Here is a 17,725-nt window from a genome sequence, read left to right on the forward strand (position 1 = left end):
CCCAGCCGCACACAAGGAAAATCAGGGCGTTGCGCAAATTTCCGACGCCTGCGGATCTGCCGCCCGACGGCCTCGACAAAAACGGGTAGAATGCCGCCCACGCAATGAGGGTTCTGGAAATGGCTTTAGTCGGGCGTTACAACAGTTTGCAAGTGGTTAAACACACTAACTTCGGTTTATATCTGGACGGCGGTGCTGACGGCGAGATTCTTTTGCCTAATCGTTATATCCCGAAAGATATTCCCAGCGAAGATGAAGACTGGCTCAACGTATTTGTATATCTGGACAGCGAAGACAAACTTCTCGCTACCACGGAAAAACCAAAAGTTCAGGTGGGTGAATTTGCCAGTCTGAAAGTCGTTGAAGTCAACAGCATCGGTGTGTTCCTCGATTGGGGGCTGCCAAAGGATCTGTTGCTGCCGTACTCCGAAGAAAAACGCCAGATGACCGCCGGCGAATACTGCGTGGTGCATGTCTACCTCGACAAGCACACCCGCCGCATCACCGCCACTGCGCGTCTGGATCGCTACCTCGACAAGACCCCGGCCAACTACAGCCAAGGCCAGGAAGTTGATCTGCTGGTTGCCGAAGCCACCGACATGGGTTTCAAGGCGATCATCAACAACAAGCACTGGGGTTTGATTCACAAGAACGAAATCTTCAAGTTCATGCGCGCCGGCATGATCGAGAAGGGCTACATCAAGGAAATCCGTGCCGACGGCAAGATCGCCTTGAGCCTGCAACCGGTTGGCCAGGAAGCGGCGAGCAGCCTGAACTCGAAGATCCTCGCCAAGTTGCGCGACAACAGCGGCACGCTGCCGGTCAGCGACAAGAGCGATCCGGCGTTGATCAGCAGCCTGTTCGGCGTCAGTAAAGGCAACTTCAAGAAGGCCATCGGTGCGCTGTACAAGGAAGGCAAGATCGTTATTCATGCCGATCGTATTGAACTAACCTGAGCCTTGGGTGGCCCATGTTGCATGGGGCACACACGAGGTCGGGTCGATGAAAAAAGCGCTGATTGCCTACGTTGCCACGCTGGTGACGTTTCTGCTGCTCGACGGCATCTGGCTCGGCCTGTTGATGGCGCCGACCTATCGCGAACTGCTCGGTTCGCTGATGCTCGAAAAACCGCTGCTGGTTCCGGCAGCGGTTTTTTATTGCCTGTATGTTTTTGGCGGCGTGGTGTTTGTGGTGCTGCCGGCCGTGACGTGGCAATGGGCGGCGAAGCGGGGCGCGTTGTTAGGGCTGGTAGCTTACGGCACGTATGACCTGACGAACTGGGCAACATTGCGAGGGTGGTCAGTGCAGGTGACGTTGATGGATTGGGCGTGGGGGACGTTTGCTACTGCTGTGGCTTGTAGCGTTGGTTTTTTGTTCGCTCAACGGTTTGGCAAGTCTGCTCGGTAATGTGTGTTGGCAGTGCCGGCCTCTTCGCGAGCAGGCTCGCTCCCACAGGGGAACGCACTCCAAAGTGGGAGCGAGCCTGCTCGCGAATGGCGGCGCAGCCGACAGCCATCCACTGCTACCGCCACTGAAGAAACAAATGTCTTTTCCAGACGGCTTTTTCCGCCCGACTGATTGATAATCCCCAGCATTGTTTTTGACCATTGGATGGCCTGCCATGTTGTGCGTGTTCGAGGTGTTGCGGTGAGTGTCGAGCGGCGTAATGCCGACAGTTTTGCCCTGCAAGTGATGATCGGCCTGTGTCTGATCTGGGGCGTACAGCAGGTGATGATCAAGTGGGCGGCGCCAGACATCGCCCCTGTGATGCAAGCGGCGGCGCGCTCGGGGATTTCCGCGCTGCTGGTCGGGCTGCTGATGTGCTGGAAGGGCGGCTGGAATCAGGTCGGCAACACCTGGCGCGGCGGCTTGCTGGCCGGTGGGTTGTTCGGTCTGGAATTCTTCTTCATCGCCGAAGGCTTGCAACTGACCACCGCAGCGCACATGTCGGTGTTCCTCTACACCGCGCCGATTTTCACTGCGCTGGGCGTGCATTTCCTGTTGGCCAGTGAGCGGCTGCGACCGCTGCAATGGCTGGGCATTCTGCTCGCGTTTATCGGCATCGCGATTGCCTTCGCCGGTGGCGTGTCATGGGACAACCTCGACCGGCGCATGCTGCTCGGCGATGCCTTTGGCGTGTTGGCGGGCGCCTGCTGGGGCGCGACCACGGTGGTGGTGCGCGCCTCACGTCTGTCGGAAGCACCGGTGACGTTGACTCTGTTCTATCAGTTGATCGTCGGCTTCCTTGGCCTGCTGCTGATTGCGCTGTTCAGCGGCCAGATCACCCACGTCAGTCTGACTCCCGTAGCGGTGGCCAGCGTGTTGTTCCAGGGCCTGGTGGTGTCGTTCTTCAGTTACCTGATCTGGTTCTGGTTGCTGCGCCGGTATCTGGCGGCCAACCTCGCGGTGTTTTCGTTCATGACGCCATTGTTTGGCGTGACCTTCGGTGTGATTTTGCTCGGCGAACAGTTGAGTCTGAACTTCGTCATCGGCGCGGTGCTGGTGTTGCTCGGCATCACCTTTGTCAGCGCCGAGCAGTGGCTGCGTCGGCGTTTGCGCAAAGCGCTGGGCCAGCGCTAGTCGATTGCATCGCCAGACCGCCGGCAATCAGCAAGCCGCTGCCGGCGATCACCAGGGCAGGGTGCAAACTGCCGCTGAAATGGCTGCTCAACGCCGCCAGCAACGGGCCACTGAGTTGGCCGAGCGCAAAGCACGCGGTGAGCATGCCGGCATTGCGCTGGGTGGCATGGGGCGCCAGTTCCCGCGAGCGTTGCATGACCAGTTGCATGCACGCCAGAAACGGTGTGCCGCAGAGGATCACGCCCAGCGTGAGGCCGAGGCCGCTGCCGAACAGGCAGGCAAACACACCGACCGCTTGCAGCCACAACGTTGCCATCAGCCAGTGGCGGGTGGTTTCGGGATCGTGACGGCGCAGACTCACCAGCAACACGCCAAGTGCCGCGGCCAGACCGAAACACGGCCAGAACAGGTCGGCCTGCCATTGTCCATGGAACTGCGCGTTGGCCATTTGCGATAGAAAGGTCGCCGGGATGATGTAGCCGACGCCGTACAGCGCATAAATCACCGCCAGCCGCCCAATGCCCCGATTCGACAGACTGACCGGCGCAGCAACCGCCGTTGTCGTTGCGACGGGCGTTGGCAGCAATCGCCAGACGCTCAGTAACATCAGCAACGCGGCCGCCGCATAAATCAGCCACAACGTCGCGGATGTCTGATTCAGCAGATGTGAGACCAGCGCCAGCAACCCTGTCAGAAAAATCCCCAACCCCGGTCCGGCAAAGACCAGGGTGCCCAAACGCGGACGACCCGCAGCGGCAGCCAGCGGCTGACTCAGCGAAGTGATCATCACCAGCACCCACGCACTTGCCACCCCTGTGCCAAAGCGCAGCACCAGGTGCGACCAGAAACCGTCAGCCCAAAACGACGCCAAGGTCAGCAGTACGCACAGCCACAAGCCGCCGTGCAGACGTTTGAGAACCTGCTGCGGGCGATGGGCGAACATCGCGTCGACCGCACCGAGCAAGTAGCCGAGGTAGTTGGCCGCTGCGATCAGACCGGCGGCCGTCAGGTCGATCTGCCCTTCGCTGAGCAGGTGTGGCATTTGTGGCGTGAGGGCGAAACGCCCGATGCCCATGGCCATCATCAGGGCAACGAAGCAGGCGGATAAGCGAATCAGGGGCGACATGGTCGGGATTCCTTTGAAGGAGCAATGACCGTCAGGCTAGGACTGATTGACTTTCTTTAAAATTGAATAATAGTGAGTAACTTGTTCTGTTATGGAGAAAGCTTTTGGAGTTCAGCCAACTGCGGATCTTTCAGGCCGTCGCCGAAGAAGGGTCAATCACCCGCGCAGCCGAACGCTTGCACCGAGTGCCGTCGAACTTGTCGACTCGGCTCAAACAGCTGGAAGAGCAACTCGGTGTCGAACTGTTCGTCCGTGAGCGTCAGCGTTTGCAGCTCTCGCCTGCGGGAAAAGTCCTGCTGGACTACACCGGCAAGTTATTCGCGTTACGCGATCAGGCCAGCGCTGCAGTCATGGGCGGGCAACCGGCGGGGGATTTTGTCCTCGGCACCATGTACAGCACGGCGGCAATTCATCTGCCGGCGTTGCTGGCGCGCTATCACAAGCAATTCCCGGCGGTGAATCTGCAAGTACAGTCGGCGCCGAGTGCCGAGCTGCTGGAGGGTTTGCTCACCGGACGACTCGATGCGGCGCTGGTGGATGGTCCGCTGGAACTGGCTGGACTTGATGGTGTGCCGTTGTGCGAAGAGCAGTTGGTTTTGATCACCGAACCCGATCATCCGCCAGTGCACAGCGCCCGGGACGTGGAAGGGCGGTCGGTGTTCACCTTTCGTCGCGGGTGTTCGTATCGCATGCGCCTGGAGGCGTGGTTTTCGCACTATCACGCGGCGATGGGCCGGGCGATGGAGATCGAGTCCTATCAGGGCATGCTCGCCTGCGTGATTGCCGGCAGTGGCGTGGCGTTGATGTCGGAGTCGATGCTGGCCAGTCTGCCGGGGCGCGAGAGTGTCGCAGTGCACCCTTTGGCCGAATCATTCGCGGGTGCGACAACATGGCTCATGTGGCGCAAGGGCATGCTCGGCGCCAACCTCAATGCCTGGATCGAGGTGCAGCAGGCTGTCTATCCTGCGGCTCGGATCGAAACCCGGGAAACAGCCTGAACCAATGGCGGCGAACTCTGTTCAATTCAGTAACAGATCATTGCGGATTTGGCCGAGCATTGCGTAGGACTTCGGACTATTATCAGTGCGAAGCGGCCTCAGAATTCCGGCCGCTCAGCACCACCCTGAAGGGGGCATGACGATGAAAGAGAAAATTCAAAACTGGCTGCACGACTTGGGTGTTGCCCTCGGTCTGATCGAACCGCCTCTGCAACCTGTACCGATCCGCACCGATGACGAGCAGCGCCGCCGTCAACAACGGCGCCGGTAACGCCCCCGATCCGAGATCAAAGGATTCAAGATCAAGAGATCGCAGTCTTCGGCAGCTCCTGCACGGATTAATGTAGGCGCTGCCGAAGGCTGCGATCTTTTGCTTTTAATGACGGCCTATCTCAAGCAAAAACCGGCTCAAGTCATTCGCGGTTTTCGCGGTCTTGAGCATGCGGTCTTCTTCGGCGGTGAACGCCGTCAGTCCGAATTCATCTTCCAGATGAAAGATCAAATCCTCGATGTCGGCTTTCTCCAGTCCCAACTGCACCAGGCTGGTGTTGTCGTTGAATTCGCGGGTTTCCAGCAGACGCCGGATATATCGGTGAACGGCGGCACGTACGGCAGCTCTTCTCATGGCAGATATTTCTGATTGTTGTCTGCTTGAGTGAAGCAGGCCTCAGGCGTGCCCGCGCAACCACTCGTCAATCATCGAGCGCAAATGCTCTCCGGAAAAACTGCCGAAATGGCCGCCATGCACCGTACGGATCAGCAACGCCTGCAAACGCCGCAGACTGGTGGCGTAATCCTCAAGATTGGAGTGGTAGGCGTCTTCGATGAGCGGCCCGTCGTAGATGATGTCGCCGCTGAACAGGGTTTGCGTCGCCGCCTCGTACAGGCTGATCCCGCCCGGCGAATGCCCCGGCGTGTGCAGCACCAGCAGCGTGCGATTGCCCAGATCGAGCACGTCGCCGTCCTCGACAAACCCGGTCGCCGGCGCGGCTTTGACCCGGTATTCGGCGTAGCACAACGGGCAGTCCGGATGCGCTTCAAACATGTCGTCGCCGACGAAGGCGCGGCTCAAATCGTTTTCGCCATCCGGCGCCGCCAGAATGTCTGCCTCGGCGGGATGCACCAGTCGTTCGGAAAATTCATGGTGGCCGGCGATATGGTCGAAGTGGCAATGACTGGCCACTGCCACTAACGGGCGTTCAGTCAGCCACGGCAACTGCTCACGAAGGCTGACCAGCCCTGAACCGCTATCCAGCAACAAGTCTTTGTCACGGCCCTGAACGTGCCAGAGGTTGCATCGGTAAAACGGCCGAATATACGGCTCGTGAATCAGCCGAATGCCGTCACTCAGGTGTTGTACTTCGAACCATTGATCGCGAGAAACAATCTTCATCAGCACTTTCCTTCAGACGAAAAAAACGGGTGTGGCAACCGACGCCACACCCGTCGAAGAAAGCATCAAGTCGTTACATCAGAGCTTAGATCGCACTCGCCACCGTCGCCGGGCGAGGGGAGAGCAGGCTGACCACCACGAAACTCACCAGACCCACAGCCAGGCTGTAGTAGATCGGCGTGTTCGCATCCAGACCGTCCTTGAACATGAACAGCAGCGCCGTGGCAAAACCCAGGCCCATGCTGGCGATGGCGCCGGCAGTGGTCGCGCGTTTCCAGAAGATCGCACCCATCAGCGGGATCAGCATGCCGCCCACCAACAGGTTGTAAGCGAGAGTCAGCGCACTGATCACATCGTTCACCACCAGCGCGATACCCAGCACGACGATGCCGGTGAGCAGGGTGAACAGGCGGTTGATGCCCAGGCTCGACGGTTTGCCGCCACGCAGTTTCGGCAGCAGGTCTTCAGTCAGGGTGGTGGCTGCGGCGAGCAGGCCGGCGCTGGCGGTGGACATCATCGCCGCCAGTGCAGCCGCGATCACCAGACCACGGATGCCGTCCGGCAGCGACAGTTTGACGATGGCGGCGAAGGCGTTGTTGACGTTGTCCAGATCCGGGATCAGCACGTGTGCAGCCATGCCGATCAGCGCGCAAGCCAGGCCGTAGAGGATGCAGTAGATGCCCGCGATGCTGCCGGCGTATTGCGCGACTTTGGCGGTCTTGACGGTGAACACCCGTTGCCAGATGTCCTGACCGATCAGGATGCCGAAGAAGTAGATCATGAAGTAGGTGATGATCGTGTCCCAGCCGATGGTGGTGAAGCTGAAGGCAGTCGCCGGCAGTTTCAGCACCAGTTCGTCCCAACCGCCGACGCGGTACAGGCAGATCGGCAGCAGGATGAACATCAGGCCCACGGTCTTGATGATGAACTGGACGATGTCAGTCAGGGTCAGCGACCACATGCCGCCGATCGCCGAATAGATCACCACCACGCCACCACCGACGAGTACCGAAACCCAGAATGGCAGGTCAAACAGCACTTGCAGGACGGTGCCGATCGCCAGGATCGAGGTCACGCCGATCATCAGCGCGTAGGCCAGCATGATTGCCGCGCTGGCCGAGCGGGCCATCGGGTTGTAGCGTTTTTCCAGCACCTGGGTAACGGTGTAGATCTTCAGTTTCAGCAGCGGTTTGGCGAGAAACAGGTTCAGCGCAACGATGCCGCAACCGAGAGCCGCGCACAGCCAGAAACCGGAAATGCCATGCACGTAGCCCAGACGCACGGTGCCGACCGTGGACGCACCGCCCAGAACGGTTGCGGCCATGGTGCCCATGTACAGGCTTGGGCCGAGGTTACGACCGGCGACGAGAAAGTCCTCGTTGGTCTTGGCCTTGCGCATGCCGAAGTAGCCGAGCAAGAGCATGCCGGCGGCGTAGATGAGGACGACGAATAAATCCAAAGCCATGATGGCGTGTCTCCGATTGTCTTTTTTATGTTGAGGCTGAATTCGAATCTCACTGTGGGAGCGAGCCTGCTCGCGAAGGCGGTCTGTCAGTCACATGAATGTTGAATGTGCTGAAGTCTTCGCGAGCAGGCTCGCTCCCACAGGGGACCTGCGTCAGGCGGCCTGACGCAGTTCAGGTTTTTCTATGGCTTGGTTGCGGGCATCCTTCGGGCCGAACACTTCGCGCGGTTCCGGGAACAGGCTCAGCAGCGTCAGGTACACCACCGAGGCCAGGCCCAATGTCACCGGCAAACTGATGTCGATGCCGCCGGCCATTTCACCCAGCGGGCCAACGAACTGCCCCGGCAAATTGACGAAGCACAGGCCAACCGCCGCGCTCGGGATCCACGCCCCCAGACCGCGCCAGTTCCAGCCGTGGCTGAACCAGTAGCGTCCGCCCTGTTCGCCACGGGTGAACACTTGCAGGTCATCCGGGCAGTAGAAGCCGCGACGCACCACCAGGCCGATGATCATGATCACCATCCACGGGGTGGTGCAGGTGATGATCAGCACGGCGAAGGTCGACACGCTCTGCACCAGGTTCGCCGCAAAACGGCCGATGAAGATGAAGGCAATCGACAGCACGCCGATCAGCAATGTCGCTTTCACTCGCGACAGCACTCGCGGGAATACGCTGGACATGTCCAGCCCGGTGCCATACAGCGAGGTGGTGCCGGTGGACATGCCGCCAATCACCGCAATCAGGCACACCGGCAGGAAGAACCAGCTCGGCGACACTGCCAGCAAACCACCGACATAGTTGTTCGCCGCGATGTAGTCCGGCGCCTTGATCGCGACGATGGTCGCGGTGCTCAGGCCGAACAGGAACGGGATGAACGTGGCGATCTGCGACAGCACCACCGCCGCCATGATCCGTTGCTTGGAGGTGTCACGCGGGATGTAGCGCGACCAGTCGCCGAGGAACGCGCCGAAGGAAATCGGATTGCTCATCGCAACCAGCGCGGCGCCGATGAACGCGGCCCAAAAGCCCGGCTGACCGAGGCTGACGGTGCCAGCGTAATGCGCGTCGAAAGGACCGGCGAAGGCGAAGATGCCCAGCAGGAACAACAGGCTGGCGCTCCACACCGCGATCTTGTTCACCCGCAGCAAAAAGCGGAAGCCGTAGATGCACACGGTCAGCACCAGGATCGCGAACAGACCGTAGGCCAGGCCCAGAGTCAGGTCGGTTTCCGGCAGACCGATCAGGCGTTTTGCACCACCGATCAGCGCATCCCCCGAACTCCACACCGAGAGCGAGAAAAACGCGATAGCGGTCAACAGCGACAGGAACGAACCGACGATCCGCCCGTGCACGCCGAAGTGCGCACCGGACGACACGGCATTGTTGGTGCCGTTGAGCGGGCCGAACAGGCCCATCGGTGCGAGGATCAGCGAGCCAAGCAGTACGCCCAGCACAATCGCCCAGACACCGGCCTGAAAAGACAGACCGAACAGCACCGGGAAACTGCCGAGCACGGCGGTGGCAAAGGTATTCGAACCACCGAAGATCATCCGGAACAAGTCCGTCGGGCCTGCGCTGCGTTCGTGGTCCGGGATCTGCTCGACCCCGTGGGTTTCAATCTGCGTAAGGCTTTGGTCGTTGTTGTTGTTATTCATGATCTGCTCCGATCATAAAGGCGCGCCTCATCGTGTGTGAGGCGTCACCTGTTTGGCTAAGGGGATGGCAGCCCTTCCGGCATTGCGGACAAATGTTCGTGGCAGGCCAGCCAATGGCCTTGTTGTTCTAGGCTCGACGCTTGTTTCCTGAAAACAATCGTCTCGCGCTCCTGGCTGAAGTGTTGCTCCCCTTGCATGCGCAGCTCGGTGGCCACGTCATGGATGAAAATCGCCATGTCACCTTGCAGGCTGACGAAGGCGTTGCTCGAGGTGCACGAGAGCACCTCGAAGCCATCCTCGGCGCGCCAGTTGTCCCACAAGGCCTGATAGGCATCGCGCGACAGCAGCGGCTGTTCGAGGGTGTAGAAAACGAAACTCGCATCGGCGCTGAACGCGCCGAAGTAAGCTTCGCGATCGTTACGGGCGAAGGCGTCCACCAGCGCGGCGGCCGCTTGCAAAACCTGATCACGTTCGTTCATGACCCGACCCTCAGCGATGAACCACGCCAGGCAGTACGCAGAGCATTTCGTACAGCAGGTTGGCGGCCAGCAGCGAGGTGTTGCCGGTGGTGTCATAAGCGGGCGAGACTTCTACCAGATCGCAACCGATCAGGTCGAGGCCTTGGCAGCCGCGAACGATTTCAATCGCCTGAATGGTCGTCAGACCACCGATTTCCGGGGTACCGGTGCCGGGCGCCCAGGCCGGGTCGATGCCGTCGATGTCGAAGCTCAGGTACACCGGGCCGCCACCGACTTTCTCGCGCACTTCGGCCATCAGCGGTGCCAGCGACTTGTGCCAGCACTCTTCGGCCTGCACCACACGGAAGCCTTGATCGCGGCTCCAGTTGAAGTCGTCAGCGGTGTAACCCTGAGCGCGCAGACCGATCTGCACGACACGGTCGCAGTCCAGCAGACCTTCTTCAACGGCGCGACGGAAGGTCGTGCCGTGGGCGATCTTCTCGCCAAACATGTGATCGTTGACGTCAGCGTGGGCATCGATGTGCACCAGACCGACCTTGCCGTGCTTCTTGTGAATGGCCCGCAGGATCGGCAGGGTGATGGTGTGGTCGCCACCCAGGGTCATCGGGATCACGTTGTGCTCGAGGATGTTGTCGTAGGCTTCTTCGATGATGCGCACGGCGTCGAGCAGGTTGAAGGTGTTGATCGCCACGTCACCGATGTCGGCCACCGACAGTGAGTCGAACGGCGCAGCGCCGGTCGCCATGTTGTACGGGCGGATCATCACCGATTCGGTGCGGATGTCGCGTGGCCCGAAACGGGTGCCGGGACGCAGCGAAGTACCGATGTCCAGTGGCACGCCAACAAAGGCAGCGTCCAGGCCGGCAGCGGTCGGTACATGGGGGAGTCGGAGCATGGTGGCGATGCCGCCGAAGCGCGGCATTTCGTTGCCGCCCAGTGGTTGGTGAAGAATCTTGTCCACGGGTAAGGCCTCATCGTCTTTGTTTTATTTATGTCGGCGCGCCGTGGAGCACAGGTTCGGACGCCGCTGTGGGGCCGATGATGCGAAATGTAGTGGGGGGAAAGAATCGCTACGGGCAAAAACTTAGTTCAGATTTTTATAAACTAATGGCGAGGCTGGGATTAGACTTTGGCGGGTTCAAGATTGTGATCGGCTGGGGATTGCTGCCCTCACCCCAGCCCTCTCCCAGAGGGAGAGGGGGCCGACCGAGTTGTTGGCGGAATCTGCATCGACCTGAAAAATCGAGTCGAGCTCAGGATTTGAAAGCCATGGAGATCAGCTCCCTCTCCCTAGGGGAGAGGGCTGGGGTGAGGGGCTTTTCCCACAGACACACAGTTGCAAAGCCCGGAGTAGACATGGCCAACGCTTTACCCGACCTGAAACTGTTACGCATCTTCGTCAGCGTCGTCCGTCATCAGGGCTTCGCCAACGCCCAGCAGGAACTCAACCTGTCGACCTCGGCGATCAGCACCTACATGAGCCAGCTCGAAGCCGCGCTCGGCCTGGTGTTGTGCCATCGCGGGCGCGGCGGGTTCAGCCTGACCAGCAAGGGTGAACTGTTCCATCAGGAAACCCTGCGCCTGCTCGCCGAGCTCGAAGGCTTCGAGCAATACGCCGCCGCGCTCAAGGGCGAACTGCGCGGCACGCTCAACCTTGGGGTGATCGACTCCACCGTCAGCGACAAGGCCTTGCCGTTCGCCGAAGCCATCGGCGCCTACAGCCAGGAACACCCGGCGGTGCATCTGCATTTGTCGGTGATGAGCCCCTACGAATTGCAACTCGGCGTGCAGGACAACCGCCTCGACCTGGCCATCGGTGCGTTCTCCACGCGCATGAGCGGTCTGGTCTACATGCCGTTGTACCGCGAGCAACACTGGCTGTATTGCAGCAGCCGGCATCCGTTGTTCAACGAGCGGCGCATTCCCGAGCAAGTCATCACCCAGCAACGCATGGTCGGGCGCGGTTACTGGAGTCAGGCGGAACTGGCGCGCCACGGCTTCAAACACAGCGCCGCTACGGTGGAAAGTATGGAGGCGCAGCTGATTCTGGTGCTGTCCGGCGCCTATATTGGTTACCTGCCGGAGCACTACGCTCAGGCCTGGGCCGACAAGGGCGACCTGCGCGTGCTGCTACCGGCGACCTTCGGTTATCAGGCACCGTTTTCGATGATCATGCGCCGGGGCCGCAGCCGCGAGCCGCTGATCCAGACCTTCCGCGATTTGCTCAAAGCTCAGCTCAATCAGGCTTAGCTTGTAGGGAAAAGAAGTATGTCCAGACCTCAATGCCCGCGCTGCCTGCGCCCACAAACCCATTGCCTGTGCCCACTGATCCCGAGTCTCGACAGCCGCACGCGAGTGTTGCTGTTGCAGCATCGGAGCGAGGTCAATCATGCGCTTAATACTGCGCGGTTGGCAGCGTTGGGACTGACCAATGCCGAGCTGATTGTCGGTGAAGTATTCGAAGATCTGCCGGCGCTGCTGAACCGTCCGGGCTATCGGGCGCGGTTGTTGTTTCCCGCTGATGATGCGCAACCGATGCAGGCTTACGGCGAGTCCGATGAACCACTGTTGCTGGTCGTTCCGGATGGCACCTGGCGCAAGGCGCGCAAGATGTTGCACCTCAATCCTCTGTTGGCGGCGTTGCCACGGGTGACGTTGGCCGAAGGTGGCGTGTCGCGCTATCGCTTGCGCAAGGCACCGGGGCCAGGGGCGTTGTCGACGATTGAGGCAATTGTGCAGGCGTTGCAGACGCTGGAAGCGCCGAGGTCATTCGAGCCGTTGCTCAAGCCGTTCGAGGCGTTGATCGAGGGGCAGATTGCGGCGATGGGGGAGGAGACCTTCCAGCGTAATCATGGCGACAAATGATCGTTCCCACGCTCTGCGTGGGAATGCATCCAGTGACGCTCTGCGTCACAGTCGCAAAGGGACGCGGAGCGTCCCGGGCGGCATTCCTTTGCTGCGCGTGGGAACGATCATCGGCTAGCGTTCGCGCATCGCCTCAGTCCGGGCTTTAAGCACCGGTTTCAACAGATAATCCAAGACGCTTTTCTCCCCGGTAATAATGTCCACCGTCGCCACCATCCCCGGAATAATCAGCAGCGGTTTCACATCCCCGCCCAAATGGTTTTTATCGGTGCGCACCTGAATCAGATAAAAGCTGTTGCCCTTGTCATCGGTAATCGTGTCGGCGCCGATCAGCTCAAGCTTGGCGCTCAGCCCGCCGTAAATCGTGTAGTCGTAAGCACTGAACTTGACCATGGCTTTCTGGCCCGGATGCAGAAACGCGACATCCTGTGGCCGCACTTTGGCCTCGATCAACAGGTTGTCTTCCAGCGGTACGATTTCAACCATGTCGCTGCCTGGCTGAACCACGCCGCCGATGGTGTTGACCTTCAATTGCTTGATCACCCCGTGTACCGGTGAGGTCACGGTGGTGCGGGTGACGCGGTCGTCGATGGCGATGCTGGTGGCAGTGATTTTCGACAGGTCGGTGCGTTTCTCATTCAGCTCTTTCGCCGCCTCGGAACGGAAGGTCTGTTCCGACTCGTCGATCTTGCTGCGGATCTCGGCAATCGCTGATTCGGCGCGGGGAATGGCCAGCGTCGTCGCGTTCAATGAACCTCGGATTTCTACCGCGCTGCGCTTGAGTCGAAGGATCTCAACAGGAGAAACCGCACCGGTTTTCACCAGCGGTTCGGACATGTTCATCTCTTGCTGCAGCAACGCCAGACTCGAGCTGAACTGACCTTGTTTGGAGCGAAACTCGGCGAGTTCCTGAGTCTTCTGCCGCAGTTGTTCGCTCAACGTGCGCTGCTCGCTGGCCAGTCGGCGCTGACGTTGTTCGTACAGCGAACGCTCGTCTTCGGCGACTTGCGGCGCCTTGGCGATGACCTCATCAGAGAGCTTGAACGGCCGGCCCTCGGCCTCCGCCGACAACCGTTCGACCTGCGCCGTCAGCGCATAACGATCCGCCTCGCTTTCGCCCTTGTTCGAACGAAATCGCGTGTCATCCAGGCGCAGCAGTGTGTCGCCCTTGTTCACCATTTGCCCTTCGCGGACGAATATCTCAGTGACGATCCCGCCCTCAAGGTTCTGGATCACCTGAATCTTGCTCGAAGGAATCGCCTTGCCTTCGCCCATGGTCACTTCTTCGAGCACGGCAAACTTGGCCCAGACCACCGCGCTGATCAGCAGCGCCGCCGCCAGCCACACGGTGATCCGCGACCAGCGCGGCGAGTCCTGCAATGAAGCGCCGGCGGTTTCCGGCATGAATTCGGCTTCGGCGCTTTTGCCGAAACTGTCGAAGTAGCCGCGATCTTTGCTATCGGAGGAAGCAGACATGGGGCAACTCCTAGACCGCCGCCGAGCCGACACGGCCCTTGCGCAGTGCATCGATGACCGCTTCTTTCGGGCCGTCGGCGACGACCCGGCCGTTGTCCAGCACCAGCAACCGGTCCACCAGGCTCAGCATCGAGGTACGGTGGGTGACCAGCAGCAGCGTCTTGCCTTGTACCCAGCTGTGCAACTTCTGCCGCAGCAAGTCTTCGCTGCTGTTGTCCATGGCACTGGTGGGTTCGTCGAGCAGCATGATCGGTGGATCGAGCAACAGCGAGCGCGCCAGCAAAACGGCCTGACGTTGGCCGCCGGAAAGCAATTGTCCGCGCTCGCCCACCGGACGATCGAAGCCTTGCGGATGTTGGCGAGCGAGTTCGGTAACGCCGGTCAGTTCGGCCACTTCGAGCATGCGTGAATCGCTGATGTAGCGTGCGCCAAGGGTCAGGTTGTCGCGCAGGCTGCCGGCCAGCAGCGGCAGATCGTGGGCGACATAACCGATCTGCTGGCGCAGGTCGGCGACATCGAGTTGGCGCAGGTCGAGACCGTCGAGTAACAGCTGACCTTCCTCGGGTTCATAAAAGCCCATGACCAATCGCGCCAACGTGCTTTTGCCCGAACCGCTGCGGCCGATGATGCCAACCCGTTCGCCAGGTTTCAGGCTGAAGCTGACATTGCTCAGCGCCGGCGCATTCTGGCCGTTGTAATGAAAGGTCACGCCGCTGACGTCCAGCGCACCTTGCAGTTGCGTGCGCTCCAGCGGCCGCTGTTTGCCGTCGCGTTCCTGCGGCAGGGCCATCAGCGCGTCGGTGCTTTTCATGGTCAGTTGCGCTTGCTGATAGCGGGTGATCAATCCGGCGATCTGCCCGAGCGGCGCGAGTACACGGCTGCCGAGCATGTAACTGGCGACCAGCGCACCGACGCTGAGGTTGCCGGCAATGATGCTGTAGACCCCGGCGACAATCGTCGCCATCCCCGAGAACTGTTGAATGAACAGCGTGCCGTTGGTGGCCAGCGCCGACAGATTGCGCGCATGGCTGTCGAGGCGGGTGAGGGCGCCGTGGGTGCTTTCCCATTTGTGCTGGCGCTCGCTTTCGGCGCTGCAGGCCTTGAGGGTTTCCAGGCCGCCGAGGGTTTCGATCAGCACGGCCTGACGTTCGGCGCCGAGGCTCAGGCTCTTTTGCACGGTGTCACGCAGGCGCACCTGAATGATCATCGCGAAGATGATGGTGATCGGAAACGCCAGCAGCGGAATCACCACCAGCCAGCCACCGAGGAGGCCGATCACCACCAGCATCAGCACGACGAAGGGCAGGTCGATCAGGCTGGTCAGGGTTACCGCCGTGAGAAATTCACGCAGACCCTGAAAGTCATGAATGCTCTGGGCGAAACCGCCGATGGTCGCCGGCCGTGCCTTCATCGACATGCCGGTAATGCGTTCAAATAAAGTCGCGGAAAGGATCACATCGGTTTTCTTGCCGGCGGTGTCGAGCAGGTGTGCGCGGACCACCCGCAGGACCAGTTCGAAACCGGTGCCGATCAACAGTCCGATCGACAACACCCACAAGGTCGAAGTGGCCTGATTCGGCACCACGCGGTCGTAGGTCTGCATGACAAACAGAGGCACCATCAGGCCTAACAGGTTGATCAGGAAACTGGCGAGAATCGCATCGCTGTACAGCCATTTCGACAGTTTCAACGTGTCACGAAACCAGGCATGGACGCGCGGCACCAGCGGTGAACGCAGGTCTTCGAGTTCGTGGCGCGGCCGAGCGAACAAGGCCTGGCCGCTGTAGTGTTCAGTGAGTTCGTCGCGGCTGATCCATTGCTCGCCGCCATCGGCTTCGCTGGGCAGGATCAGCGCTTTGCCGTCGTCGCCGAAACGCCGCAAAACAGCAGTGCGACCGTCGTTGAGCAGCAGCAGAATCGGCAGGTTCAGCGGTGAGATGTCTTTCAGTTCGCGACGCAGAATACGCGCCTGCAACCCGGCCCGAGCGGCTGCGCGCGGCAGCAGGTCGAGGCTCAGGCGCTGTTTGTTCAGGGGCAGCCCGGCACTCAGGCTGGCGCGACTGACCGTCGCGCCATGCAGTTTGCAGAGGATCAACAGACCGTCGAGTAACGGATCATCGAAGCTCAGCCGCGGATCGATCCCGGTATGGCCGGGTTCCATGCTGGTCATATTGATCGCCTCTGTTGAACGGGCACGGGAATCCACACATTGATCGTTCCCACGCTCCGCTTGGGAATGCAGCCCGGGACGCTCCGCGTCCCAAAGCAGACGCAGAGCGTCCATTGAGGCATTCCCACGCAGAGCGTGGGAACGATCAACAGGGGACTTATTTCAGTTCGGGCAGGCGTGCTTCGTTTTTCACTTCGGTAGCAGCGATCGCATCGGCCGGCAGCACTACCCGTTGTTTGCTCAGCAACTGGCCCATGTTTGCCAGTACGCGGTACATCGAATATTCCTCGGTGTAGCGGATTTCGGTGTAACGACGGTTGGCGTTGTACAGCTCGTTTTCACTGTCGAGCAAGTCGAGCAGGGTGCGTTGGCCGAGGCCGAACTGATCCTGATACGCGGCGCGCACGCGTTTGGTGGTTTCGGCGTATTCGCGGGCGGTCGGAGTCTGCTTCTTCGCGTTGACCATGGCATTCCAGGCCAAATGAATGTTCTCGTTCAACTGACGCAGGGCGTTGTTGCGGATGTCCATCGCCTGGTTGATCTGGTGCGCATCGGAGGCCAGTCGCGCCTTGTCGCTACCACCCCGGAACAGGTTGTAGTTCATCACCACACCCACACGCCATTCGTTGTCGTGGCCTTCATCGCCCTGCACGTTGTTGTTCGCGCCGACGGCCGCTTCAGCATCGAAGCGCGGGTAGAACGGCGACTTGGCGACTTCGTACTGGCTCTCGGCCGATTGCACGTCAGCCTGCGCCGATTTCAGATACGGGTTGTTCTCGACCATGCTCTGCTGCGCTTCCGGCAGGCTGGTCGGCAACTCGCCACGGGTCGAGGCCGGGGTTTCCAGCTCATCGGGCATGCGTCCGACCACGCTGTAGAAGTTCGATTCGGCGTCGGCCAGATCGACTTCGGCGGTGTCGAGGTTGTTTTGCGCCAAGGCCTTACGGGCTACCGATTGGTCGGAGTCAGCGGTGCTGCCGACGCCACGCTCGGTGCGCAGGCCGATCTGGTCATTGACGCGCAAATGCGCCTGCAGGTTGTTCTTGGCCAGGGTCACCAGTTCGCGACGCTTGAGCACTTCGAGGTAGACCTCGATGGTGCGCAGGGCCAGATCCTGAGCGGTGCCTTGCGCGTAGTACGCGCGCGAATTGGACACGCCCTTGGTGCGCTCGACTTCGTTGGCGGTGTTGAAACCGTCGAACAGCATTTGCCGCAGACGCAGCTCGGACTGGGTGTAATTGAGGATTTCGGTGTGGTGATTACCGAAGGCTCGGGTATTGGTGTTGTCGCTGTAGCCACGACCATACGCGGCGTTCAAATCGACGGACGGATAGAAGCCACCCTTGGCCACTTTGACTTGTTCATCAGCCGACAGGCGGGCGTCCACGCGCGAGGCCAGTTCCGGGTGAGTGGCGATGGTGCTTTGAATAGCCTCGGTAAGGTTCATGGCCTGGGCTTGAGAAGTGCAAGCCATGGCCAGCAAAACCGCGCTGCAGAGGGGGGTTAGAACGCGCATG

At 60.3% G+C, this 17,725-nt stretch carries 17 protein-coding genes; 7 read left to right on the plus strand and 10 right to left on the minus strand.

Going from position 1 to position 17,725, the window contains the following annotated elements:
* The first annotated feature begins 119 nt into the window (after positions 1-119).
* The 3 genes from AB4N44_RS24765 to AB4N44_RS24775 all read left to right on the plus strand — a co-directional run bounded on the left by AB4N44_RS24765 (position 120) and on the right by AB4N44_RS24775 (position 2,580).
* Positions 120-956, plus strand: coding sequence for a CvfB family protein (locus AB4N44_RS24765; protein WP_160038715.1), 837 nt, complete (start codon positions 120-122; stop codon positions 954-956).
* Positions 957-1,002: 46 nt separating this feature from the next.
* Complete coding sequence (locus AB4N44_RS24770; protein WP_455805260.1) at positions 1,003-1,407, plus strand: DUF2177 family protein; 405 nt, start codon at positions 1,003-1,005, stop codon at positions 1,405-1,407.
* Between the two features lie 240 nt (positions 1,408-1,647).
* Entirely contained in the window at positions 1,648-2,580 is a 933-nt protein-coding gene (locus tag AB4N44_RS24775; protein ID WP_150749647.1) for a DMT family transporter, read from the plus strand.
* Here the strand turns inward: AB4N44_RS24775 and AB4N44_RS24780 are convergent.
* Positions 2,525-3,706: an MFS transporter gene (locus AB4N44_RS24780; protein ID WP_460107094.1), complete on the minus strand. Its 1,182-nt coding sequence runs from the start codon at positions 3,704-3,706 to the stop codon at positions 2,525-2,527. The two genes, AB4N44_RS24775 and AB4N44_RS24780, sit on opposite strands and share 56 nt — an antisense overlap.
* 104 nt (positions 3,707-3,810) lie before the next feature.
* Between AB4N44_RS24780 and ptrR the strand changes: the two genes are divergently transcribed.
* Together ptrR and AB4N44_RS24790 are read left to right on the plus strand one after the other, a co-directional pair.
* A complete protein-coding gene (gene ptrR / locus AB4N44_RS24785) occupies positions 3,811-4,704 on the plus strand; it encodes a putrescine utilization regulator PtrR (RefSeq protein WP_460107092.1) in 894 nt (297 codons plus the stop codon).
* A gap of 142 nt (positions 4,705-4,846) precedes the next feature.
* Positions 4,847-4,975 carry a PA1414 family protein gene (locus AB4N44_RS24790; RefSeq protein ID WP_007914492.1) on the plus strand — a complete coding sequence of 43 codons (129 nt, stop codon included), beginning with the start codon at positions 4,847-4,849 and terminating at the stop codon, positions 4,973-4,975.
* 105 nt (positions 4,976-5,080) lie between these two features.
* On the opposite strand, the gene AB4N44_RS24795 is transcribed toward AB4N44_RS24790, so the two are convergent.
* The 6 genes from AB4N44_RS24795 to speB all read right to left on the minus strand — a co-directional run bounded on the left by AB4N44_RS24795 (position 5,081) and on the right by speB (position 10,658).
* Complete coding sequence (locus AB4N44_RS24795) at positions 5,081-5,329, minus strand: phosphopantetheine-containing protein (RefSeq protein ID WP_034153223.1); 249 nt, start codon at positions 5,327-5,329, stop codon at positions 5,081-5,083.
* A gap of 42 nt (positions 5,330-5,371) precedes the next feature.
* Entirely contained in the window at positions 5,372-6,097 is a 726-nt protein-coding gene (locus AB4N44_RS24800) for an MBL fold metallo-hydrolase (RefSeq protein ID WP_460107090.1), read from the minus strand.
* A gap of 85 nt (positions 6,098-6,182) precedes the next feature.
* Positions 6,183-7,562 carry a sodium:solute symporter family protein gene (locus AB4N44_RS24805; RefSeq protein WP_127926257.1) on the minus strand — a complete coding sequence of 460 codons (1,380 nt, stop codon included), beginning with the start codon at positions 7,560-7,562 and terminating at the stop codon, positions 6,183-6,185.
* 153 nt (positions 7,563-7,715) lie between these two features.
* The gene (locus AB4N44_RS24810; RefSeq protein ID WP_460107088.1) at positions 7,716-9,218 is read right to left on the minus strand and encodes a purine-cytosine permease family protein; all 1,503 of its coding nucleotides are present in this window, start codon (positions 9,216-9,218) and stop codon (positions 7,716-7,718) included.
* Between the two features lie 56 nt (positions 9,219-9,274).
* Positions 9,275-9,697 carry a YybH family protein gene (locus tag AB4N44_RS24815; protein WP_460107086.1) on the minus strand — a complete coding sequence of 141 codons (423 nt, stop codon included), beginning with the start codon at positions 9,695-9,697 and terminating at the stop codon, positions 9,275-9,277.
* Between the two features lie 10 nt (positions 9,698-9,707).
* A complete protein-coding gene (gene speB / locus AB4N44_RS24820; RefSeq protein ID WP_003222717.1) occupies positions 9,708-10,658 on the minus strand; it encodes an agmatinase in 951 nt (316 codons plus the stop codon).
* Between the two features lie 395 nt (positions 10,659-11,053).
* Between speB and AB4N44_RS24825 the strand changes: the two genes are divergently transcribed.
* Positions 11,054-11,947: a LysR family transcriptional regulator gene (locus tag AB4N44_RS24825; protein ID WP_007956593.1), complete on the plus strand. Its 894-nt coding sequence runs from the start codon at positions 11,054-11,056 to the stop codon at positions 11,945-11,947.
* Between the two features lie 18 nt (positions 11,948-11,965).
* Positions 11,966-12,562, plus strand: coding sequence for a tRNA-uridine aminocarboxypropyltransferase (locus AB4N44_RS24830; RefSeq protein ID WP_460107084.1), 597 nt, complete (start codon positions 11,966-11,968; stop codon positions 12,560-12,562).
* A 114-nt stretch (positions 12,563-12,676) separates the two neighbouring features.
* Here AB4N44_RS24830 and AB4N44_RS24835 read toward each other — a convergent pair whose 3' ends face one another.
* The 3 genes from AB4N44_RS24835 to AB4N44_RS24845 form a co-directional block, all read right to left on the minus strand.
* A complete protein-coding gene (locus tag AB4N44_RS24835) occupies positions 12,677-14,038 on the minus strand; it encodes an HlyD family type I secretion periplasmic adaptor subunit (RefSeq protein WP_150773789.1) in 1,362 nt (453 codons plus the stop codon).
* A 10-nt stretch (positions 14,039-14,048) separates the two neighbouring features.
* Positions 14,049-16,208, minus strand: a complete 2,160-nt coding sequence (locus AB4N44_RS24840; protein WP_460107082.1) for a type I secretion system permease/ATPase — start codon at positions 16,206-16,208, stop codon at positions 14,049-14,051.
* Between the two features lie 157 nt (positions 16,209-16,365).
* Entirely contained in the window at positions 16,366-17,724 is a 1,359-nt protein-coding gene (locus tag AB4N44_RS24845) for a TolC family outer membrane protein (RefSeq protein ID WP_064388304.1), read from the minus strand.
* Position 17,725: the final 1 nt, after the last annotated feature.

The sequence above is a fragment of the Pseudomonas sp. S3_C06 genome (genome assembly GCF_054667675.1).

Excerpts from the sequence above, each read along its gene's own strand:
- AB4N44_RS24765 (WP_160038715.1), top strand. The coding sequence starts at position 120 with ATGGCTTTAGTCGGGCGTTACAACAGTTTGCAAGTGGTTAAACACACT.
- AB4N44_RS24770 (WP_455805260.1), top strand. The coding sequence starts at position 1,003 with ATGAAAAAAGCGCTGATTGCCTACGTTGCCACGCTGGTGACGTTTCTG.
- AB4N44_RS24780 (WP_460107094.1), bottom strand. The coding sequence starts at position 3,706 with ATGTCGCCCCTGATTCGCTTATCCGCCTGCTTCGTTGCCCTGATGATG.
- AB4N44_RS24790 (WP_007914492.1), top strand. The coding sequence starts at position 4,847 with ATGAAAGAGAAAATTCAAAACTGGCTGCACGACTTGGGTGTTGCCCTC.
- AB4N44_RS24795 (WP_034153223.1), bottom strand. The coding sequence starts at position 5,329 with ATGAGAAGAGCTGCCGTACGTGCCGCCGTTCACCGATATATCCGGCGT.
- AB4N44_RS24800 (WP_460107090.1), bottom strand. The coding sequence starts at position 6,097 with ATGAAGATTGTTTCTCGCGATCAATGGTTCGAAGTACAACACCTGAGT.
- AB4N44_RS24805 (WP_127926257.1), bottom strand. The coding sequence starts at position 7,562 with ATGGCTTTGGATTTATTCGTCGTCCTCATCTACGCCGCCGGCATGCTC.
- AB4N44_RS24810 (WP_460107088.1), bottom strand. The coding sequence starts at position 9,218 with ATGAATAACAACAACAACGACCAAAGCCTTACGCAGATTGAAACCCAC.
- AB4N44_RS24815 (WP_460107086.1), bottom strand. The coding sequence starts at position 9,697 with ATGAACGAACGTGATCAGGTTTTGCAAGCGGCCGCCGCGCTGGTGGAC.
- AB4N44_RS24825 (WP_007956593.1), top strand. The coding sequence starts at position 11,054 with ATGGCCAACGCTTTACCCGACCTGAAACTGTTACGCATCTTCGTCAGC.
- AB4N44_RS24830 (WP_460107084.1), top strand. The coding sequence starts at position 11,966 with ATGTCCAGACCTCAATGCCCGCGCTGCCTGCGCCCACAAACCCATTGC.
- AB4N44_RS24835 (WP_150773789.1), bottom strand. The coding sequence starts at position 14,038 with ATGTCTGCTTCCTCCGATAGCAAAGATCGCGGCTACTTCGACAGTTTC.
- AB4N44_RS24840 (WP_460107082.1), bottom strand. The coding sequence starts at position 16,208 with ATGACCAGCATGGAACCCGGCCATACCGGGATCGATCCGCGGCTGAGC.
- AB4N44_RS24845 (WP_064388304.1), bottom strand. The coding sequence starts at position 17,724 with ATGCGCGTTCTAACCCCCCTCTGCAGCGCGGTTTTGCTGGCCATGGCT.